Here is a 21,899-nt window from a genome sequence, read left to right on the forward strand (position 1 = left end):
GGCAAGCAATCGCCCTTAGTGTCTGCCAGCAGTCGAGTTAGGAAAAGCTAACGAAACTGCGGATTTTCTCGGGGAATCGCCGATTTTTGCCCGCCGGCTATTTCCCGTGGGGCACCAACCTCGTTACAATAACGGAGTCAGAGAAGACGGTAACCGGCCCAACTTATCAACCATTGCTCCATTCGCGGGCTGCCGGTTACAGAGTCAGTTGACCTAACTTTTCATTCAATTCAGTTCGTACGCAGGTGAGGCGCAAGGCGGCGTCGTTCATCGGCAAATAACCGAGCGATTTTTGGTTCGCGGAACTTCGTTCCCCGCACTAAGCATTGCACGGCGAAGGGCAGCCATGAACCCAGGGGTGAGGTCGTTGTCGCGACAAAGTTGCGACGAAGGTACACCGGTGACCTGGGAAGTGAAATATTGTGGCCGAGGGTAGTTCTCTCGGCTGATTCAACTCTTACGGAACGGACGTCCCGGACCCGCTTCGAAGGGTTCGTTAAGAGGCATTTATGATTTCGTCTGCGATGAAAGCCGTGTTGCAAGATTCTCCCTCTAATACCGATGATCCTCGCGACGCGGCCGATGAAAATTCGCCCGTTTCGCTGGAACGCTTACCCGAGCCGACGGGTCGCGAACTGGTGCAGTTGTTCAAGCTGCTCTCGGACGAGACGCGGCTGCGGATCATGTACTTCCTCATGCAGCAGGAAGAACTGAATGTGCGCACGCTGTGCGACCTGCTCGAGCAAAGCCAGCCAGCAGTGAGTCATCACCTGGCACTGCTGCGAGTGGCAGGCATCATCGAATGCCGCCGCGACGGCAAGCACAATTTTTATCATTTGGTCCCCAAGCGATTTCAGCATTTTCTGGACATGCTGTTCGCGATGGAGAATAGTCAGCCTCGGCGGATTCGGATCGAAAACGCCCTGCTGACGTACTCGCACGACGGCAACGCCGCAGCCGAATAGCTTCGCCGCTGCCTGCAGCGGTACCCACAAATCAACCTCTCCCCCAAGCCCACGGATTGCAACCCGTGGGCTTTTGTTGTTTCATAGCCTGTTTGCCAAATTGAACACTGACCAAGCGGCGGCGACCGATCGCCACGTTGCACCAGCGGAGAACCTCTCGATGCGCTATGGTATGAACCTGCTTTTGTGGACCGGCGAACTCAGCGACGACCTGATTCCGGTCCTGCACATGCTGAAGAATCTGGGCTACGACGGCGTCGAACTGCCGGTCTTCAACCTGGGCCTCGACTATGCCAAGTGGGGCAAGAAGCTGGACGAAATTGGCCTCGCCCGCACTGCTGTAACCGTGCGCACTGCCGAGGACAACCCGATCAGCAGTGAGGCCGGCGTTCGTGCCAAGGGCGTCGAACTGAATAAGAAGACGCTTGATTGCTGTGCCGCTGTCGGTGCCACGACGATCGTGGGGCCCTATCACTCGGCCCTCGGTCACTTCAGCGGCAAGGGTCGTACGGCGGAAGAGTGGAAGTGGGGCATCGATTCGATGCGTCAAACTGCCGAACATGCCGGCAAGGTGAACGTGACGCTGGGTGTTGAACCGCTCAATCGATTTGAGACCTACCTGCTTAATACACACGCCGACGCTGCCCGTTTTTGCCGCGAGATCGGCCATCCTCGCTGCCGCATGATGTACGACACCTTTCACTCGAACATCGAAGAGAAGAGCATCACCGAGGCGATTCATAGCTGTGCCGACATGCTGACGCACGTACACATCAGTGAGAACGACCGCAGCACTCCCGGCCGCGGCAATGTCCGCTGGTGCGAGAACTTCGATGCCCTCAAGCAGATTGGCTACAACGGCTGGCTCGTCGTCGAAGCCTTCGGACTCGCCCTTCCTGAGCTGGCTGCCGCTACCAAGATCTGGCGCCGCATGTTCGACAGCGAAGAACAACTGGCTCGCGATTCGTTGGCCTTCATGAAGTCGCAAGTTGCCAAGCGCTGGTGCTTGTAGTAATTCCTCGACTCAAGGTGCGGGGCCGACTTGGACGCGGCTTCCATCTTCATACCCCTCACCCTAACCCTCTCCGCGGAGTACCGAGGAGAGGGAACCGCAGAAAACAATCACTCTCGAGTTCTCCATGCCACGCTTCAAAGTCCTGATCACCGATTACGCCTGGCCCGATGTCACCATCGAGCGCGACACCCTCGCCAAGATCGACGCCGAACTCGTCGTGGCTCCGAAGGGGGACATCGAAACGCTCAGCAAACTGGCTGCGGATTGCGACGCGATTATGACTAACTGGGCGAAGGTTCCTCAACCGGTGATTGAGGCGTGCAAGAACTGCAAAATCGTCTCCAGGCTCGGCATTGGCCTCGATAACATCGACGTGGCCTATTGCACCAGCAAGAATATTCCGGTGACGAACGTCCCGGACTATTGCCTGATCGAAGTGGCCGAGCATGCGATCGCTCAGTTGCTATCGATGGCCCGCAAGATTGCCTTTTATCATCACGAGACGATGAACGGCCGCTATGTCCTGCAGGCCGGTCCCAAGCTGCGTCGCATTGAGGGCCAAACGCTGGGTATCGTCGGTTTGGGCAATATTGGCCGTAAATTGGCCGAAAAAGCACTCGGGCTGAAGATGCGCGTGATTGCTTATAGCCGCGGCCGTAAAGATCCGATGCCGGGCGTTGAGTTTGTGGAACTCGACGACCTGCTGAAGCAGAGCGACTATATCTCGCTGCACACTCCGCTCACCGCTGAGAACAAGCAGTGGTTCAACGCCGAGAAGTTCGCCCTGCTCAAGCCGTCGGCATACCTCATCAATACGGCGCGTGGGGGGCTCATCGATCATGCTGCACTGGCGACTGCTCTGGAAAAGGGGCAACTAGCCGGCGCTGCACTCGACGTACAACCGGTGGAACCTCCCGATCTGTCGCAGCCCCCCTTCAACGATCCGCGGGTGATCGTCACGCCGCATGCGGCTTTCGTCTCGGAAGAATCGTTGCAAAACCTGCGATCGCGAGTGGCTCAGCAAGTGGCGACGCTACTTACCCGCGGCACGCCCGAGAATATCGTTAATGGCGTTAAGGTTGGTTAGTTCTGCGGCGGACGATTGCTTCTCATAGGCCGCCATCGATCACGTTACGCAATTGGGTTTTTGACCAAGGCCCGGTTGCGACGTAGATACTCTGTAGAAGATTGCGCGACTTCTCCGCGGTTGCAGCGGGGCATCGTTGCGTGCGCATCTTCTCGCCGCTCTGCTCCGAGCAGCGATTATCGCCCCGCAGTTACCCCTCACGTCGCAATGCACACCATGGACGACCAGGCTCTTGATGTCGCCTCCGCCGAGCAATGGCATGCGACCCTTGCGCGCCGGTTTGATGAGCGCCGGGCTCACGCGCAGGCTGCGCTCGAAGAGCAACGCGACCGCATCCGCAACCTGGAAACGCTGCTCGATCAAAGCCTGCAGCAGCTGTCGGGCGAACTTTCCGCTCAAGCACTCGACCATCAGCAGTTGGTCGCCGATCAATTTCAGCACGATGCTCGGCAAGCGGAACTCGAAGCCACTCGTCTGGCTCTAACCGAACAACAGCAGCAGCTGGCATTACAACGGCAGGCCTGGGAAACGACCCAACTGCAGACCGCTGCCGACCATCAGCGCTTTGCCGCCGAACTGCAAACCCGTTCGCTCGAGCATGCCGATCGTCAAACCAAGCTGGCCGAGCAAGCTCAGCGGCTGACTGAACAACAGCAGACGCTCACCCAGCGAGAGCAGGCTCTGGCGACTCGCCAGTCGGAGTTGGAAGTTCAGTTCGCGCAGCTCGAACAGCAGCGCCTGGTCGTGCAGCAAGCCGAGCAGCAACTCGCGCAGCAGCGGGCCGATTTCGAAGCACAACATAGCAACCAACTGACCGAGCAGTTAAGTCTGCAGAAGCAGCGCGATCAACTCACGCGTGATTTGAATGCGCTTGCCGACCGAGACCGCGAATCTCAAAAGCAAAGACGGCACGTAGCCCAGCAACTGCGCGCTCGCAAGAAAGAACTCACCGCCGAGATCGAGTTACATCGCAGCGAAATTCTCTCAAGCGCTCAAGGCCAGGAACTGCAGCTGCAACTGCGACTCACCGAGTTGCAAGGTCGGTTTGACCGCCTGCAGGAGGAGGCGACACTTCGCGATCAGCAGCACGAAGAACTGCGCGCCAAACTCGCACAGCAGCAGCCCACACTCGATCAATCGCAGTCCGAGATTCGCCGCCTGACTGACGCCTTGCGCCAAGCCGAAATGCAGCAGCAGGTCGCCAGCGGCGAATCGCAGCGGTATCGAGACATGCTGACGCAGGAACGCGAAACGGCCGATCGCCAGCGAGAATCGCTCCGCCAGCAAGCTTCGCTGCAAGCCGAGAAAATCCGTACCGATCTGCAGACAGAACTCGAACGCGTTCGTTTTGATCTCACCACCGCCCAAGCTCAATCGACCAGGCTGCAAAGCGATCTCGAAGCTTCGCAGCAAGAAGCGGCCCAGCGATTGCTCGAACTGCGCAACGAGATGCAGCAGTCCGGTGCCGGTCAATCAGAGTCTGCACAGCGGCAGTTCAAGCAGTGGGAAGACGAGCGGACCAAGCTGCAGATTCGTCTCGACGAGCAGATGCAAGAGCGAGCCGCCCTTGTCGCCGAGTTGCAACAACTGCGCGAGCGAGCCAGCCAGCAGCAGTTCACCGATCACAGTGCGGCCAGCGAAGAATGGCAAGCCGAGCGGGCTCGCCTCGAAGCTCAGCTGATGGAAGCTCGGGCACTTTCCCAACAGCAACCAGACGTGTCCGCTGATCTGGAACGCTTGCAGGCCGAGAAGAAGCAACTTGAGACTGCTTTGGCTTTTGCCCAGAAGCAGGCCGACTCAGCAGGCAATGCTCAGGACATGGACGATCTCCGCCGCCGCTTCGAGATGGCCGTGCAAGATGTCCGCGAGCTCAAGACCAAGAACGCCGAGCTTAATGACCAACTCGCCAAAGCCAAGACCGCCGCCGGTAAAGCTGCTGCCACAGGTGCTGCGGCTTCGAATGCTATGGACTGGGAATCTCGCAAGCAGCAGTTGCTCGCCAAGCTCGAGGCCGACTCCGACGACGAGGCCGACGAGAAGGCCCAGGCCGATAAGCTGACGATCGAAGGCACGATCCGCATGACGGACCAGATCATTGCCGACAAGGAAAAGGAACTGATCGAACTCCGCAAGCTGCTCGAAGACCAGTCCAGCAACATCGGCGGCCTGGCCGTAGGGGCGGCCGCCATCGCCGGCATGCTTGATGGCGATGAACTCATCCAGCAGGAACGAGCCAGCCTCAAGCAGATGCAAGAACAACTGCAGGAGCAGCTCAAGCGGGCCGAGATCGATATCAGCGTCGAGCGGGCCAAGCTGGCTCGCGAGCGCTCCACCATGGAAGAAAAGCTCCGCACCTTCGAGCAAGAAAAGTCAAAGATGCCGGGCATCAAAGAGTCTCCCTCGACCGACAAGAAGAAGGGCAGCGGCGGTGGCCGCTGGCTCTCGAAACTGGGCCTTGGCGGGGACGAGTCGTAGGCCCAGCGACTTTTCCCAAATCCGGTCTTTCATTCTGCAATCTGCATTCTTCGTTCTGCCTTTGAATTCCTCTGTAACATTCCGCCCGACCCCACGCCTAGCAGAAGTGTCCAAGTCACTTCTCTTCTCAACTAGGCCAAAAAGGGTCGAAAAATGTTTCGCAACTGGAAATTCGCGGCTGCTTTCGCGATTGCTATAAGTGCTGGTAGCACAATGGGTTCGGCTTACGCTGGCGGCAACGGCCATTCGGGTCACGGCCACAGCGGCTCCTCGGGCGGCAGCCGGATGTCCGGCGGTTTCGGTGGCTTCAAGCCTTCCTCGGGCGGTTTCAAACCATCGTCGGGTGGCTTCAAGCCCGCGGGCGGTTCGAGCGGTCCTGCTGTCATCCGCAGCGGCAACCTTGGCGGCATCAACCTGGGCAACAACTCGGGTAATAAGATCGTTCCCCGTAACACCGGCATCGTTCCTCCCAAGTTGGGCACCAAAATCGGCCCCATCGGCGGTTCAAACGGTGGCAACAGCGGCTCGCCCATCATTCGCAACATCAACAGCACTAAGAATGGTGTAGGAATCAAGATTCCTGGCCTCGGTACTATCGGTTCGAACAACTCGAACGGTTCCAACAACAACAGCAACAAGCCCAAGCTGGGCCTTGGCATCAGCATCGGTGACATCGTCGGTAACAAGGGCCCGAAGGGTCCTGGCAGCGGCAATGGCCCGGGCAACGGTCACGGTAATGGCCACGGAAACGGACATCACCACAACCACCACAATCATCATCACAACCACGGGTTCTGCTTCACACTGCCGGTGTGCCAACCGAACTACTGCCCACCGCCATGCCCACCGGTGATCTACTATCCGCAGCCTTACCCAGTTGGAGTTCCGGTTCCTGTTCCAGTCCCTGTTGCAGATCCGATGGTGGTCGTCGTCAACAACGAAGTGAACGTCGACGCCGCCAAGCCTGCCGACGCTGCCGCTCAAGGCCCCGTCGATACCAGCAAGCCTGTGACGGAACAAACCTCGGCCGAAACCAAGCCAGCTGAAGCGAAGCCTGCTGAACTGACCGATGTCGTCAGCACCGACGTCAAGCTACCCAAGATCCCCGTCGGAGCCACGGTCACGCTGCAAGGCAAGGATCTGTCCGATCGCGAAGGCCAGGTGGTGTTGCAACTCGGCGACATCGCCGTGCCAGCCAGCATCAAGGAATGGACCAACAACTCGGTTACTTGCACGCTGCCTGCCCTCGGCTTGACCAAGTCCAGCAAGGCTACCCTGCACGTCCTCAAGGCTGATGGCAAAACCGCCAGCACCATGGACTGCGAACTGGTAACCACGCTGCCAACCTCGATCGAAGCTCCTGCCAGCAGCAGCATCGATGCCGCCAAGTACGAACAGTAATCGCTAACGAAGCCATCCGGCAGTCACCTGTCATGCCTGCCAACCTCGTAAGACCCCAGTTGCTTCATCGCAGCTGGGGTTTTTTCGTTGCTTGCTAATAATGTCGCTCGCCCGTCATGACGAATCGCCATAACGAAAGAACCAAGATTGTCACTTCGGTTGCAACCAAAAAGTACGTCGTTCGTTCGATGCCGCTCACCAACAGCAACGACGGCACGCGAAACAGCACGATGCAACCATGCACCAGCAGGCAAGCCATCAGCACCGTAAAGAACTGCTCCGGCCGCAGCATGGGCCACAGAAAGAACAGCCCCAGCCCCAGCTGCAGTCCGCCATACACGGTCATGTATTCCGACATGCCCGAGCCGCTGCGAAAGGTGTAGCCCACAGAGTTCGCGGTCTGCGTCGGGCTGATCGCGCACCACGCGGCTAGCGCGATGTACGCCGCTCCCACCACTGCCAAAAAACCTCGCGTCACTGCCTGATCGGTCATTGCCACATCCTTCGCAAACTCGCGCCTAGAGACTTTTGGCACTCTATGCTCGACTTCTACATAGTCAACCCACGGCCGCTCAACTGGCGGCGATCGCTTTCTTCAGTTCCTGCATCGTCGCGTACTCGGGCATCGCCTTGTAATACGGGTCGAGTGGATAGCAGCCACTGACAATGCCATTGCGCGGCGCGGTAGTGCAATCGCTGAAGGTGCGACAGACTTTCTTCCGTTCCAGCTTGCCATGCAGCAGCGTATCGTGCGGCATCTGCGGATAAGAAAGGACCATCCGGCCGAGACCAACCGCATCGATCCAGCCCGCGCGAACAACGGCCTGCGCGACGTGTGGCAAGTAGTCCTGCAGGTAAGAGTAAGCCGTGCCCACCATCAGCAACTCGGGTACCGCGGCCTTCAATGCGCGATGCGCCTGAATCTGTCGCACGCAGCCAACGAGCGGATCTTCTGGTGGAAGATAACCGTCGCTCGGCGGAAAGATTGCTGGCCGCTGAATATGCGGATTGTAATACGGACTGCCACAACTCAGGTTCACGGCAACCACGCCCGCTGCGTGCAGCATCTTCAGCAGTTCAATCGGCTCGCGCAGGTCGTATTGCAATGGATCCTGCTCGCTCACGCCAAAACCAAAGCCGTAAGGCAGTAGCGCCTCGTAACTCATCGGCTGACCAACTTCACGGCTGGTCTTGTACGGCAGCGTATCGAAAGCGCTCAGTCGCACCACGACAGGCAGACCTGGCACTTCGTTGTGAATGCGATCAATAATCGTCAGCAGCAGGCGAGCTCGACCAGCCAGATCGCCGCCGAACTTCCCCGGCCGAGTCCGAGCACTCAGAAACTCGTGCAGGAGATAACCGTGGCAAGCCTTCACGTCGACAAACTGAAAACCGGCTTCCTGCGCCAACTTCGCCGCCGCGACATACCGGTCGACCAGCCGTTCCAAGTCGCCATCGGTCCACACCACGCTTTGATTCGCCGGATCGATGCCAAACTTGGCATCCAGCAGCGGGTGATGATAGGCAATCCGCGGTTCCAGTCGCTTATCGTTCGGCCGACAGAACCGGCCCGAATGCGTTAGCTGCAACCCGGCAACCATCTGCGGCGCATCACTCCCTAAACTCTGGTGACCTGCCTGCAATTCGTCCCACAGGGCCTTTAGCCCCGCGCGATTCGATTCAACCGCCAACGTCTGATTCGGATTCGCCCGACCATCTTCCTGCACGGCTGCTGCTTCGCCACCCCAAATCAGCCCAGCCCCGCTCAAGCCAAAATGCTTCCATCGCCGCAACGTATGCGGACTGGGGCTCCCATCGCGATTCGCATCCCAACCTTCCATCGGATGAATGCACCAGCGATTCCCTGCCGTCAGCGCCCCCAGCTTCAACTGCTCCGCCAAGGGTGAGCCCGCCGCAGCCGTCAAAATCTGATCGTCAACGGGCAACTCCAGGCTGAGTTCCGCGAGCCTGGCCCGCAGGGTCTCGACCGATTTAAGCTGGGCAACTTTGGTGTATTCGGACATGGGGAGAGGAAGTTCGGAGTTTTGAGTTCTGAGTTTCGAGACAGGAGGTTACGGGGCCCTGAAGCCGCAGGTTGTACTTTGAAAGTTGCGTGACACATCGTCAATGACGACTGGCCACTTCCCGGTCATTTTGCTCATCGCCGCCCCCTGTTCACTGCTGACCTCCCCCTGTTCAAGCCCTCACTTTGATAACCACTTTTGATAACTTTTTGCGCGAAATTTTGCTGATAACTTTTTGACCCAACCCGTTGCCACTCAACAACCTCCGCCGCGCCATCGGCGAATATCACCGTTTTCTTGATAACCACTTTCCGCCCCTGTTCAGCCCCTGTTCACCACCCACCTCCCTATCGCATTCACCCCCTCTCCTCGGTACTCCAGGGAGAGTGTTGGGTGAGGGGCTGAACTGCCAACCAACACCCCTTCTCACTTCCTCTCCTCAGGTTAACCGAGCCGCTTGCGGCCGCTCCTCGAACCCCAACTCAGAAGTCAGAAGTCAGAAGTTTCCCCGCGCGCAGCAGCACCCGCTCTGCCCCATCAGTTCACCCTCGCCGATGTCAGTTCTGCACTCACGTAATTTTCAGCATGTCGCGATTCATTGTCAAGCATTTGTGAATCTATATTACCTACATTCATTATCACTCGTCGCATCATCCCGCGGAAAGTCTTCAGTCGGATCCCTCGGTCTCAGCCAGACGAGCGCCACTCCCGTCACCGAGCCGTAGAGACCAGCGGCGACCGTCGCCGCGAGCACAACAACACCAAATGTCCGCAACGTGTGAGGCCCAAGGAGTCGATCTTCGAACAGGGCCACCACGACGGCTAAGACCATTAACCCCAAGCCGCTGGCAAGGCTCCAATAGCATCTTTGCCGCCAAACCCAGTTGAATACGGTCAGCGATTGCATCCATCCAAGACCGGCACCAAACGAGAAGGTGCCGCAGACAACTGCCAGTTCGACGCCATACCTCGGTACGACGATAGAAAGCAGCAAAGCAGGAGTGTTGCCCAATAAGCCGCACACGCCGCCAACCACCAATCCGGGATACAACATCCAGGCCCAGTAGTCTGCCTGAAGTCCCGCGCCGCGAAGTACCGTCCGCTGCACCAATCCCACAACTCCAACGCCTCCGAACAAGATGATTAGCGAGGTTAGATTCCCCAAAGCGATCCAAATCGGTACACCATCCCCTGGCTCCCGTTGCATTCGAATCGCAAAGTGCGCTGCAGCGACATACGTTCCCAATCCCGTCGCATTCGCCAGCACCCAGTGCAGCCACAGGATCTTTTGGCGATGCGGCTGAGCGGACAATGGAGGTTCGGAGTTTGAAGGCAATGCTCACTCCTCTCCTACGAAGCCCGACGCGTCAGCGAGGGGACATTGTTGCAAAGGTTCATCTTCACCTCGCCCGGAAGATCCCCCGACGAATGTTGCCTTAATGTGCGAGGAGAACCGCTCGAAAAAATCCCCTCGCTGACGCGTCGGGCTACTTAGGAAAAAGCACTTACGGTTTCTCACTCGCCGGGCAGGTGCAGACGAACTTGCGGCAGCCGGGGCAGCCGGAGCCGTACTTTTTGGAGATGGCTTCGCTCAGGTCGATGCCGGCGACATTGGCCATGGTGGCGAGCCAGGCAAGTACATCGGCAAATTCGCCCAGACGTTCTTCGTGCGTGCCGCTGCGCAGCGACGTGGCCAGTTCGCCTACTTCTTCGGCGAACCAGAGAAAGGTTCCCTCAATGCCACGGGCCTGGTCTTTTTCAAAGTACATTTCGCGAATGAGCGCCTGCAAATCGCCGAGCGAGATGTTCGGCGGGGGAATGACGGGGTTCATGGTTGGGCCTCCTCTAAACTCTGTTCCAATTCAGCAAGTTGCGGAAAGTCAGGCTCTTTCTTTGCCAGTTCGGCGATCGTCGCTTTCGCCTCAGTGAGTCTCTTTTGCGCGATCTGAGCGCGCGCGAGACCCGCGCGCCATGCGGGCTGCGAACCATCCTGTTGGATCGCGGCTGTGTATTCTCGTTCGGCCACATCGTACTTCTTCAGAGCCGCTTCGGCTGCTGCCCGCAGCGCATGCGAGGTGGCATCACGCACGTTGAGATAGAGCGCGTCGATGGCCCAGCGACAACTGGCGGCAGGATCCTTGGCAAGCGTCAACTGCGCGAGCTTCTTACGCAGCGTAGCGTTGTCGGCATCGCGTGTGGCCAGTTCGGTTAGGGCGGGCAGAAGCTTCTCGTCGTCCTTTTGTTGCAAATAGGTAAAAGCAAGGCCTTTCAGCCAGCGATCGTCTTTGGGAAAGGCCTGGTGACCACGTTCGTAGCACTTCAGTAGCGCCGGTTGATCGCCGGCTGCAGTGAGTAGTTCCGCCAGCAGAACAAGCGTATCGGCGTCGAGGTCTTGCTGATCCAGCGTCGGTCGCAGCAATTCGAGAGCCGCTTCATCGTCACCGCCGGCGCGAGCCAGCCGAGCGAGCACATAGGCGGCACTGGTCTGCTTGGCATCTTTGGCCAGCGATTGCTTCGCCCAGCGACGAGCTTGCGGTTTGTTGTTCCGTTCGAGATAGGCCCGCGCGAGCGAGGCCGCAGCGTTTGCGTTTTCGTCAGCCGTTTGTTGCAGTTTGGCGAGTGGCTGCGAATGCCTAGTCGGCGGCGCGCGTTCCTCGTCGACGATTTTTCTCACGAAAGCGGAGTAACCCTGTTCGAAGTCTGCTTGATCGACTTTCAAGACCGCCGGGATCGCTTCGGCCACGCTCTGGCGATTGGCAATTGCCGCGAGCAGCCTTTGCGGAGCTTCTTTGCCAAAGCGTTCAAGCAGGTAGTCGACATAGAGTTCCGACTGGCAGTAGGCGAGCGTCCAGTCTTCTTGGTTCGCCGGCCGGATGAAGCCGAAGGTGATATCGTCAAGCGTGAAGAGCTTGCCGGCGTCCGACCGTCTGACGAGCAGTTTGTTCCAATCGGCAGGTCGTCGCTGCTCTTCAAAATGAACGGCGAGACCTTCGGTGAGCCAATGGGGGATGCGAAAGTCCGACTGCTGCAAATTGACGACGTGGACGAACTCGTGCCGCAGCACACGGGCCCAGCTGAACTTGGTGGGCAACTCTTCCGGCGAGACGATGGCGACCATCTTCCCTGCGCAGGCACCGACGGTGCCGATGGAAGGCAAGCCCACCATACGAGCACTGAACCAGCCATGACCGGAAGTGTTCTTGCCACGCGTGAAGATTTCGATCAGCGTCTTCTCGGCCGGTTCGTAGTTCAACGCTTGCGTAATTTGCGGATAGATCTCGTCCTCCAGCACTTCGGCCGCATAACGAGCCAGCAGTTCACTCGCGCCGCGATCGAATTTGAGAATGAAGTGGTCGGTCTCGAGGACCGCGTAAGTTTGCAGCAGGTCGAGCACTTCAAGTTGGTTCTTCACGCGCACATTAAAGGGATCGAGGCGGAAGGACTCTTCCAGCAGTTCAGCTGCTTGCTTCTCATCGCCCAGCCTCATGCAGTTCAGGCCTAGATTGCCGCGCACATAAATCTGCTGGGGAAGCTGCTCGTACGCGGCTTGATAGAAATGCCCAGCGAGGGAATAGTGCCGCATTCGGTCGCACGCTTCGCCGGCCGTGTAGTAGATTTCGCCGAGACAAGCGGCATTGTCCTTGAGCGGAGCGAGCAGTTCCTTCATGCGCGGCGAAGGACCGCCCAGCAACTTGCCGTCGACATAGGCATAGCAGGCCAACAGGCGGCCCTCAATTTCCAGCGAGTGAGGCTGCAGCGGCAAGGCTTTTTCGAGCAAAGGAATCGCCGCGGCGGGCTGCTGATCGGCGATGTAGCAATCTGCTTCGAGTTGCTTGGCCAGCAGCAGATCGGGCCGAGCCGTGAGCGCACGAGCGATCGCCGCTTTGGCTCGCGGCAGATCGAACTTATCGAGATGCAATGCTGCTTGCGCGGCGTGCAGTTCCGCCGCGCGGGGATGAATGGCCAGGCCGGCTTGCAGTTGCTCGTTGGCGTCGGCTTCGTTGTACTTCTCTTGAAAGAGGAAGGTGCCATCGAGATGCACCGGCCAGAAATTCTCGTTCAGCGCGAGTGCCGCTGGTTGCAACTCGTTCACCAGTTTTTCGTAAATTCCCTTGCTCTTACTCAGGCGGGCATAGCGGGCCGCAGCGAGACCCACGATGCGCAGATCGTACGGATCCTTCACGCTCGGCAGCCGATTCATCACCGCGACGAGCTTCAAATAGCCCTGCAGGGCATCGTCGAGCTTGCCCTCGAAACGGAGCAACTCAGCCTGCACATAGCGGGCGGTGAGGGAAGCATCGTCAAGTTCCCGCGCTTGCTTCGACGCCGCTGCTGCGAGTTTTAGGTCTCCCTGATCGAGCGCCAGGCGAGCTTGCTCCGCGAAAGCTGCAGCCGATTTCGGAAACTGCTTCGTGGCCGCCGCAAGTGCTTCCGCTGCGTCTTTCCGCTCGCCCGTTTGTTCGGCGATGCGGGCCAAGCCAATCGCCGCGGCAACGTCCTTGTCTTTATCGACCGCGAATAGCTCTTGAGCCTCTTCGTAACGCCCCTTGAGCAGCAGGTTCTGAGCCTCGCCCAGATCGCCGGCCGAAACAGCGGCGACGAGCAGCAGAACCAGCCCACCTGTCGGCAGCAGGCGGGCGAACGTAAAATTGAAGGTTCGGCTGAGTCGTTGCATACAATTCTCAGATGTCTGGGACCAGCGGATGACCGCATTTCAGCCTAAACCATTCTGCAGCAAGCGAACATGAGTGAGATGACGGGCGACTCTACCGCAGCAGGCTCCCCGGGCGAACCGGTGCCCGGCGAAACGCCGAACGACTTTGTGACCGTCGCCAAAGTGGGCGAGATCCCCGAGGGGCAGGGAACTGCGTACCCGGTGAACGGCCGGATGGTGGCCGTCTTTTGCGAGAACGGTAACTACCACGCGATCGACGACTTCTGCCCGCACATGGGTGCGTCGCTGGCGGGTGGTTATGTCGAGAAAGGTCTCGTCTCGTGCCCCTGGCATGCCTGGCGATTCTGCATTCAAGATGGCCGCTGGATGGATAACCCCCGGATCAAAATCGACGCCTTCGAAACCCGTGTACTGGGTGACGAAGTGCAGGTGCGCGTGACGGCGAAGGTTCCACCGCCGGGCGTGAAGACCTAGCGAGCGAACCGTCGCTAGCACAGCTGGCCAATAAGCTCGCATTGACCATTGTTTCCGAAACTTCGATACTCCTGCTCGACTCATTCTCACGAGACCCGTCATGTCCGCCGTGCTAGCGACGCCCGACTTAGCCGCTTACTGCCTCGAAACTGCCCAGCGTGTAAAGCACGCCGCAGCGGAACTGGCCGTCTGCACCGGCGCGCAAAAGAATGGCTGGCTCCGCGCAAGTGCCGCCGCCCTGCGCAAAGCAGCCAAGGAAATCATCGCGGCCAATGAACTCGATCTGGCCGCCGCGCCGGGCTTTGGCCTGACCGATGCCGCCATCGATCGCCTGCGACTCAATGCCAAGCGGATCGATGAAATCGCTGTCGGCCTCGAAGAAGTCGCGGCACTCCCCGATCCCATCGGCGAAGTGATGGAGTCGACCATTCGCCCGAATGGCTTGCAAATCCTCAAGACGCGTGTCCCGCTGGGCGTGGTGTTCTTCATCTACGAATCGCGCCCGAACGTCACTGCCGATGCCGCGGCCATCTGCCTGAAGAGTGGCAACGGCGTGATCCTGCGAGGTGGCAAAGAAGCCGCTCATTCCAGCCGAGCGATTGTCGACGTACTGAAAAGTTGTGCTGCCGATTTTGGCTTGCCCGCCGATGCCTTGCACTTGGTGGAGACCGCTGACCGTACCGCGGTGGGTCACTTCCTGGGCATGCCGCAGTACATCGATGTTGCCATTCCGCGCGGCGGCGAAGGGCTGATTCGCCGTGTGACCGCCGAAGCGAAGATGCCCGTCATCAAGCACTTTGATGGCAACTGCCACGTCTATGTCGATCAATACGCCGACGTCGAAATCGCCGAGCGAGTCGTCGTCAATTCGAAGTGCCACCGCCTGGGCGTGTGCAATGCGGCCGAGTCGCTGCTCGTCCACAGCGCCGTGGCCGCGAGCATGTTGCCGCGCATCGCGAATGCCCTCATGGCTCAGGGAATTGAAATTCGGGGCGACGAAGCAACCTGCCAACTGACCAAGGCCTCGCCAGCGACGGAAGAAGATTACGGCAAGGAATACCTGGGCCCGATCATTTCGTGCAAGGTGGTCGATTCGCTCGAAGAGGCCATCGAGCACATCAATCGCTACGGCAGCAAGCACACCGACGCGATCATTACCGGCAACCTGGCCGCGGCCCGCACGTTCACCGCGCGGGTCGATGCCTCGGCCGTGATGGTCAATGCCAGCACGCGGTTCAACGACGGTTTTCAATTCGGACTGGGTGCCGAGATCGGCATCAGCACCGACAAGTTCCACGCTCGCGGACCTTGCGGGCTGAAGGAACTGACAACGTACAAGTATGTGTGTTACGGCGACGGACAAATTCGGGAGTGACTAAAGTAGCCCGACGCGTTAGCGAGGGAGAAGTGCCGACAGACGTCAGTTTCAATTTCCCCTCGCTAACGCGTCGGGCTACTTAAGAACGATCAACGGAGTGATCAGCAGTGGCAGATGAAGTCCTCAGCCAGGCCGAAGTCGAAAGCCTGCTCAGTCAGATGGAAGCTGGTGGCGGCCGCGCGGTCGCTGCGCCGGCCGTGGCTGCACCAGCTGTGGGTGCCGCAACCATCGCCAAGGCTCCGCGCACGCGCGAGAAGGTCACCCCCTACGACTTCAAACGCCCCGAGCGCGTCGGCAAAGAGCAGATGCGGGCGCTGCAGTCTTTGCACGAAGGCTTCGGCCGCAACTTTGGCGCAGCAATGTCGGCCCTGTTGCGCAGCATCGTCGATGTCAAACTCACCAGCGTCGATCAACTCACCTACAGCGAATTCGTCTTCAGCCTCGAAAATCCCACGTACTTCAACGTCCTCCGGGCCGATCCGCTCGAAGGGAACCTCATCCTCGATATCAACCCGTCGATCCTCTACCCGATCATCGACCGGCTGCTTGGCGGCGGCAAAGAAGCAGGCCCGATCGCCCGGCGGCCACTGACCGAAATCGAACTCCGCCTCGTCTCTCGCATCACGCAACTCTTTTTGAACGAACTCAAACGAGCTTGGGAAAACGTCCTCGCGCTCAAGCTGTCCGTCGAGCGCGTCGAGAGCAACCCGCAGCTCGTGCAGATCGTGCCGCCGAACGAAGTCGTGGTGCTCATCAGTTTCGAACTCATGCTGGGCGACACGCGCGGCATGATCAACTTGTGCATCCCGTATAATTCGATCGAACGCATCGGCAGCAAGCTCACCTCCAACAGCTGGGCCAGCTATGGCAAGCAAGGCGTCACGCCGGCCTCCGTCGCCCAAATCAGCCGGCAGATCGATCGCTCGCTGGTCGACGTCGTCGTGACGATGGCCGAGACCCGCATTACGACCGAAGACCTTATCGGCCTCCGCGTCGGCGACATCATCACCACCGATCACGACATTCGCTCCCCGCTGCAAGTCGCCGTCCAAGACGTCACCAAGTTCCACGCCAGCCCCGGTGCCTTCAAAGGCCAAAAAGCCATTCGCATCGAAGCCACCCTTCCGCCCGAGAAGAAGTAGCTCCTCCCCAAGTAGCCCGACGCGTCAGCGAGGGTCTTCCGCTGGCCATGGCCGCACTCTGCCTGCCCAGCTGAACAGTCCCTCATCAGCCCTGCTGATCACCGGCTTTGATAACTTTTTGTGCGAAAAATCAAACACAACACTTCGCCATAAACACCTTCGCTACAAGTAGTTGCGATAAAACAATTCTCGATATCGACCGTTTCCTGATAACCGTTTGATAACCAGTTTCCACCCTGTTCGAACCGCGGGCTGAACAGGCCCTAAGCGGGTGGGTTAGCAATCCGCCCACCTCTTCCCCCACGTAGCCCGACGCGTCAGCGAGGGTCTTCCGCTGGCCATGGGCCGCACTCGGTCTGCTCAGCTGAACAGTCCATCGTCAGCCCTGCCCATCGTCGATTTTGATAACTTTTTGCGCGAAAAATCAAACACAACACTTCGCCATAAACACCGTTTTTCCAAGTAGTTGCGTTAACAACACCCCTCCTATCGACCGTTTCCTGATAACGGTTTGATAACCAGTCTCCAACTGTTCAAACCGTAGCCTGAACAGGCCCTAACCGGGTGGGTTAACGATCCGACTAGAAGTCCGACCAGCGACCTTTGTCAGGCAGCCCTTCCTTGGTGAACCGAGCCGCTGGCGGCCGTTGAACTGCCAGTTCAGTTAGTTCACAGGTCGCCCGCGCAAGCGCGTGGGTTAACCAACTGCGAAGGCCTGACATCCAGCGAAGGATCGGCTACTACCTCAGCCAGTAAATCCAGGCACTTTGTGCCTGACGATCTCGTCGGCAGTCAGGCAGGAGAGACTTCGCCCTCCTCGGCTCCGCCCCTGGCTGCCAGAAAACCTTAAAACATCATTGACACAAAGTCAACAGTTAGTAACAATACTTTCCGCCGTAGACATTCGCCAAGACCCACCCTCGGTGGGGTGGCATCCGGGGTCATTCGCCATCTCTGGGTGGCATGGGTTTTACCCATGTCTGACGGCAGTTCTCGCGCAACGTCGCGTGCCAGTTTTGGTGGAGTTCAAACCGTTCTGAGGTAACGCGGCGCTCCAGTTGCTGGTGCAATCGAGTTGAGTTTTGCCTTGGCTGGCAAGGATCCTTACCTCAGAAGACTGAGAAGGACATGGGTAGAACCCATGCCACACGCCGCCCACGCTTACAAATGCCGATGACTTTCTCCGAAACTCGCCGAGAATGACACCACAGCAGATAAAGCAGTTCATAGAAGAGGCTTCGAAATGATTCGTTTTGAACTTGATAGCGTCGAGTCTACGGATGGTGGTGCATTGATTTGCGGGCGGGTCCATGAGGGAACTATTCATGTTGGCAGTTGTTTCACAGACGTGAAATACTCCGATTCGAAGACGTTGAACAATGGAGTCAATTTGACGGTGATTCGAATCGTCGCTTACGGTCATTCACTGGACGAACTTTCCGAGGGTATGACCGGGGAATTGAAAGTATCAGGTGAAGGAATCGCACAACTGAGTGCAGGTCCGTATCCTCTCACAGTTCTTGGCAAGGGTGGAGACCATGAGTAGTCGATGGCAGTGCATTGCACAAAAGAAGCAACCAGCCATAGCCACTGAGGCGGTGGGGTGGCATCCGGGGTCATTCGCCATCTCTGGGTGGCATGGGTTTTACCCATGTCTGACAGCAGTTCTCGCGCAACGTCGCGTGCCAGTTTTGGTGGAGCTCAAACCGTTCTGAGGTAACGCCGCGCTGCAGTTGCTGGTGAAATCGAGTTGAGTTTTGCCTTGGCTGGCGAGCAACCTTACTTCAGAAGACAAGGGAGGACATGGGTAGAACCCATGCCACCCGTCGCTAAGTTTTGGCGCAGGGGGCCCCTAGTCAGCCAGTTTGCCTAGCACACCTTCGTGATACGCGACGAAGATAGTCGTGAGCCCGTTCTCGGACTTTCGCAACATAGCAAACTCAGAGATGACGCCGTTCAGGAATCGCGTTAAGTACTCTTCTTGCTCTGGGTCATTTAATGACATCTCTTGCACTCCCCGAGATCGAAGAGCGAGTTGAATGACTAACTCCGACCAATGGGACGAGGAAACATAACCCAGCCGCGTCGCAAGAAATTCTTTAAAACCAACGAACGCCAAGCCACGACAACCGTAGTCAAACCCATTAAGGAAACATACGGCATCGCTGAATGACCTCCTGCTTATGTACATTAATGGATAGCTTGTAAATCTTATTAAATCATCATCAATCATTGCCGTATCCATACGAGTGTATTCATGTTCCCAGGGCTGCAAATAGCCTGAAAGAGTAAAGTCCTAGGCCGGGTAGCACTGTGATTTTTCTGGGTGCCATTTCTATGAAAAGGGTCGGACGTGCAAGTGGCATGGGAGCTGAACAACTTCGTTGCGGCTACCCGAATTTTCAGCTGCCCGCTTCAGCACCACACTAGGGCTCACCGCGATCGTGCGCGGTGAGCTTGGTTGCCGAGCGAGAGCTATTGCACGAAGACAATGCCTGTAGTGCCGCCGTCCACGAAGGTATCCGTTCCGGTTTGGCCATACACATAGCCGTAGCCAGCGGAAACGGTGGTGAGTTGGGCGGTGTCATTACCATCGCCCAGTAGCACGCTTAGCGAGTACAGGACATTCACGGCGACCATTTGCAGCAAGTCCTCACCGAACCCGGTGTCGATGAAGGCATTGCCGCCGACGGTAGCCGCAACGATCTGGATGATGTCGGCACCTGCGCCGGAGGTCAACGTGAGGGATTGCGCAATCGCCACCGCGATGACCTGGATTGCATCGTCACCGTCACCGGTATTGGCCGCCACGGACCCGAGCAACGGTGAATTCAAGACCTGCACCAGATCGTCGCCGCCATTCGTATTGATCGCGACCGTTTGGCTAGTGACGACATTGATGCGGACGACTTCATCGAAGTTGCCAGCAAGATCAACTGGCCTCGTCCCGCCGTTCTCGCCGGTGTTGATTGCGATCGTGGGAACGGTTGTGCTGATCACATCCACGAAGTCGTTGCCGCCATACGTGTTCACGCCCAGCGCCGCGGTAATGGTGGTGCCACGCACGCGCACGCGATCGGAACCCTGAGTGGCTGTATCAGTAGCGCCCGTATTGATTGCCAGATTGGCTGTCGAGGACGATTCGACCACGACGTAGTCGTTGCCGCTGCCAGTATCGACCGAGATTACGCTGGGGGTTGTTACCAGCAGGGCGACCGCGTCATTGCCATTGCCAGCCAGTACGGTAATGCTTCCTGCGAGCGCTGTTGCCGAACCCGCTGGCGGAGCTGCGACCGGCGTAGCGAAGGTGTTCGCGGCATATTCGTTCAGCAGGGTCGTACTGTACTCGACAGGGATGAAGCCGCCGTTCGAAAGCAAGCGGCCGCGAATATTGCCGGCACTGCGCGGCGGGCCACCCACGGGCGCAGGCTCCGGATCGGCTTTGACAACGAACTGGTCGTTGCCATTCCCCAAGTTGGCATAAATGCTGGTGACACCGGTGACCAGAATCGCGTCGGTGAGAGGCTCGCTCCCCTTGCGCAGCAGAGTTGGTGCCGAAGTGTCCGGTCCAGTCCCCACGCCCACGACATTGTCGAAACCGAGGACGGCGAACTCGCCGGGAATGCCTGTCCCCACGACCGACACACCGTTGGACAAACCGTCTCCTTGCAAGTAGAGCATCCCACCCAGGACCGAGACATCGACCACGCCTGCCAACAGCGAGCGGTTTTCCAGTCCTTCGAGGCGGAGGGTGCGACGGCGCTTAGGAGTGCGACCAACTTGCTTCTTGCTGCTTTTTAGCCACGAAAACATCAGCGTTCCTTCTTATTAACAGAGAGGGCCAAATGGAGCACAGTGCTCCCTAGGAAGAGCGGGCACCACGGATGGCAGGCGGCGGCTGTCCGCATTCCCCAATAAGATGTACGGATTGGGGGAGGCAAGCAACTACCCCTCCCAAAGTTTGGCAAAGAACGCTGGCAGGTAGCTTAAATGGCAGATGACCTATGGGGTGATGACAGAAGTTGTCGGCGGGTGGCATGCGTGGTCATTCGCCCTCTCTGGGTGGGCATGGGTAGTACCCTACCCGTGATCGTCAGCAATGCAGTAGGCGACAATATTACCGCCGCAGTTCGCCTACGAGCCATTCTTAATCAGCGCAACGTACCGGATAAGGGTGGCGACAAGCGAGGGTGCCGCGCGGCGGTGGGCACTGTGGTTTTTTGGGTGCCACTGACTCCGTCAGTGCCTGATGCGGAGCGAGGTTCAGTCCGACAGATGGCGGCTCAGGTGCCATTTTGCCAAAGGGGTGCAGGAATGCTACCAGTCGGTTGCTGTTTTGGCCAAAACTGATAAGTCAGTGTGCTGGTTTGCGGTGCGGTTCAGCCATTGTCCGATCAAAGCAACGAATCGGTAGCAAGTTCACCCTGTGGTAAAATAGCCCTTGAACCGATCTGAAGTTAGCCAAGTCGATTCGCAACTCAGAGCACTGGCCGAGCCAGTGGCACCCAAAACTGGTCCCATTTCGACTGTGCAACCCAGCCGAGCTTCCTGTGCGACATAACGGACCGACATTCACTGGCCGGGGCCGACGACCAGCGTTCGAATCACAAGGACCATCGCGGCCCCGGTCCAGTGCAGTGTTGGATTATCCCTCATCCGCGAGCACTTTGTCGCGTAGACTCTCCGGGAGTCGCGAGCCGCACCATGGGCAGAACTCGATTCGCATAACCGACGAGCCGCCATCGTGAATGATGATGCCGTACTCCCGAAACCGCGGCCAGTACTCGATCAAGCAGTCCGGGCAGTCGGAGCGATCGGGGTGCTCGTCGCACCGTCGCTCGACTGCCTGGCGTAGTTTTTCGCAGCAGTGCTCCATGAGGGATAACTTCTTATTCTACAGAATCGCCACGAGGCTTGATTCTTGATAACAGGAGTTTTATTCTGTCGAACGGGAAATAGAAGTCAATCATTTCCTTCAGAATCTTCCAAGCTTGCGACGGAGCGGGAGGTGTTCGGTGGCTAAAGAAACGACTCCAGTCAAGCCCGGCCCGAAGCTCTTGGAGCGAATGCGTGACAAGTTACGCGCCAAGCATTTGGCATTGAGCACCGAACGGGCGGGTGGCATGGGTAGTACTCTACCCGTGATCGTCAGCAATGCAGTAAGCGACAACATTACCGCCGCAGTTTGCCTACGAGCCATTCTTAATCAGGGGCTGAGCAACAACGGCGATTGAAAATGGCTCGTTGGCTGGCAGCCATTGTG

Annotated in this window: 18 protein-coding genes; 10 read left to right on the forward strand and 8 right to left on the reverse strand. The window is 58.2% G+C overall.

All coding sequences use genetic code 11. The annotated features are described in order from the left end of the window. The first annotated feature begins 509 nt into the window (after window positions 1-509). From NA78x_RS27415 to NA78x_RS27435, 5 genes are all read left to right on the forward strand, one after another. The gene (locus tag NA78x_RS27415) at window positions 510-965 is read left to right on the forward strand and encodes an ArsR/SmtB family transcription factor (protein WP_425615561.1); all 456 of its coding nucleotides are present in this window, start codon (window positions 510-512) and stop codon (window positions 963-965) included. A 160-nt stretch (window positions 966-1,125) separates the two neighbouring features. Beyond that, window positions 1,126-1,977, forward strand: coding sequence for a sugar phosphate isomerase/epimerase family protein (locus NA78x_RS27420; RefSeq protein WP_425619481.1), 852 nt, complete (start codon window positions 1,126-1,128; stop codon window positions 1,975-1,977). Between the two features lie 127 nt (window positions 1,978-2,104). Continuing rightward, complete coding sequence (locus tag NA78x_RS27425; RefSeq protein WP_425615562.1) at window positions 2,105-3,067, forward strand: C-terminal binding protein; 963 nt, start codon at window positions 2,105-2,107, stop codon at window positions 3,065-3,067. Window positions 3,068-3,283: 216 nt separating this feature from the next. Then, complete coding sequence (locus NA78x_RS27430; protein ID WP_425615563.1) at window positions 3,284-5,542, forward strand: hypothetical protein; 2,259 nt, start codon at window positions 3,284-3,286, stop codon at window positions 5,540-5,542. 213 nt (window positions 5,543-5,755) lie between these two features. Next, entirely contained in the window at window positions 5,756-6,943 is a 1,188-nt protein-coding gene (locus NA78x_RS27435) for a hypothetical protein (protein ID WP_425615564.1), read from the forward strand. A gap of 94 nt (window positions 6,944-7,037) precedes the next feature. Here the strand turns inward: NA78x_RS27435 and NA78x_RS27440 are convergent, their stop codons facing one another. From NA78x_RS27440 to NA78x_RS27460, 5 genes are all read right to left on the reverse strand, one after another. Then, entirely contained in the window at window positions 7,038-7,436 is a 399-nt protein-coding gene (locus tag NA78x_RS27440) for a DUF4345 family protein (protein WP_425615565.1), read from the reverse strand. Between the two features lie 79 nt (window positions 7,437-7,515). After that, the gene (locus NA78x_RS27445; RefSeq protein ID WP_425615566.1) at window positions 7,516-8,967 is read right to left on the reverse strand and encodes an NADH:flavin oxidoreductase; all 1,452 of its coding nucleotides are present in this window, start codon (window positions 8,965-8,967) and stop codon (window positions 7,516-7,518) included. Between the two features lie 622 nt (window positions 8,968-9,589). After that, a complete protein-coding gene (locus tag NA78x_RS27450; protein WP_425615567.1) occupies window positions 9,590-10,303 on the reverse strand; it encodes a hypothetical protein in 714 nt (237 codons plus the stop codon). 169 nt (window positions 10,304-10,472) lie between these two features. Beyond that, window positions 10,473-10,799, reverse strand: coding sequence for a MazG nucleotide pyrophosphohydrolase domain-containing protein (locus NA78x_RS27455; protein ID WP_425615568.1), 327 nt, complete (start codon window positions 10,797-10,799; stop codon window positions 10,473-10,475). Then, on the reverse strand, window positions 10,796-13,642 hold the full coding sequence (locus NA78x_RS27460; RefSeq protein WP_425615569.1) for a tetratricopeptide repeat protein: 2,847 nt from the start codon (window positions 13,640-13,642) through the stop codon (window positions 10,796-10,798). Before NA78x_RS27460 ends, NA78x_RS27455 begins: the two co-directional genes overlap by 4 nt. Before the next feature lie 78 nt (window positions 13,643-13,720). Between NA78x_RS27460 and NA78x_RS27465 the strand changes: the two genes are divergently transcribed. The 4 genes from NA78x_RS27465 (at window position 13,721) to NA78x_RS27480 (ending at window position 18,182) form a co-directional block, all read left to right on the forward strand. After that, window positions 13,721-14,116, forward strand: a complete 396-nt coding sequence (locus NA78x_RS27465; protein ID WP_425619482.1) for a Rieske (2Fe-2S) protein — start codon at window positions 13,721-13,723, stop codon at window positions 14,114-14,116. Window positions 14,117-14,216: 100 nt separating this feature from the next. Continuing rightward, window positions 14,217-15,491: a glutamate-5-semialdehyde dehydrogenase gene (locus NA78x_RS27470; protein ID WP_425615570.1), complete on the forward strand. Its 1,275-nt coding sequence runs from the start codon at window positions 14,217-14,219 to the stop codon at window positions 15,489-15,491. A 110-nt stretch (window positions 15,492-15,601) separates the two neighbouring features. Beyond that, window positions 15,602-16,636 (forward strand): flagellar motor switch protein FliM, encoded by a 1,035-nt coding sequence (fliM, locus tag NA78x_RS27475; RefSeq protein WP_425615571.1) that lies wholly within the window; start codon window positions 15,602-15,604, stop codon window positions 16,634-16,636. Window positions 16,637-17,879: 1,243 nt separating this feature from the next. Further along, entirely contained in the window at window positions 17,880-18,182 is a 303-nt protein-coding gene (locus NA78x_RS27480) for a hypothetical protein (protein ID WP_425615572.1), read from the forward strand. 306 nt (window positions 18,183-18,488) lie between these two features. Here NA78x_RS27480 and NA78x_RS27485 read toward each other — a convergent pair whose 3' ends face one another. From NA78x_RS27485 to NA78x_RS27495, 3 genes are all read right to left on the reverse strand, one after another. Beyond that, a complete protein-coding gene (locus NA78x_RS27485) occupies window positions 18,489-18,641 on the reverse strand; it encodes a hypothetical protein (protein WP_425615573.1) in 153 nt (50 codons plus the stop codon). A 470-nt stretch (window positions 18,642-19,111) separates the two neighbouring features. After that, window positions 19,112-20,449, reverse strand: coding sequence for a hypothetical protein (locus NA78x_RS27490; protein ID WP_425615574.1), 1,338 nt, complete (start codon window positions 20,447-20,449; stop codon window positions 19,112-19,114). Between the two features lie 832 nt (window positions 20,450-21,281). Continuing rightward, complete coding sequence (locus NA78x_RS27495; protein ID WP_425615575.1) at window positions 21,282-21,512, reverse strand: DUF6980 family protein; 231 nt, start codon at window positions 21,510-21,512, stop codon at window positions 21,282-21,284. 139 nt (window positions 21,513-21,651) lie between these two features. On the opposite strand from NA78x_RS27495, the gene NA78x_RS27500 reads away from it, so the two are divergent. After that, a complete protein-coding gene (locus NA78x_RS27500; RefSeq protein WP_425615576.1) occupies window positions 21,652-21,870 on the forward strand; it encodes a hypothetical protein in 219 nt (72 codons plus the stop codon). The last annotated feature ends 29 nt before the right edge of the window (window positions 21,871-21,899 follow it).

Origin of the sequence: Anatilimnocola aquadivae, assembly GCF_049819085.1 — a bacterium.
GTDB lineage: Bacteria > Planctomycetota > Planctomycetia > Pirellulales > Pirellulaceae > Anatilimnocola.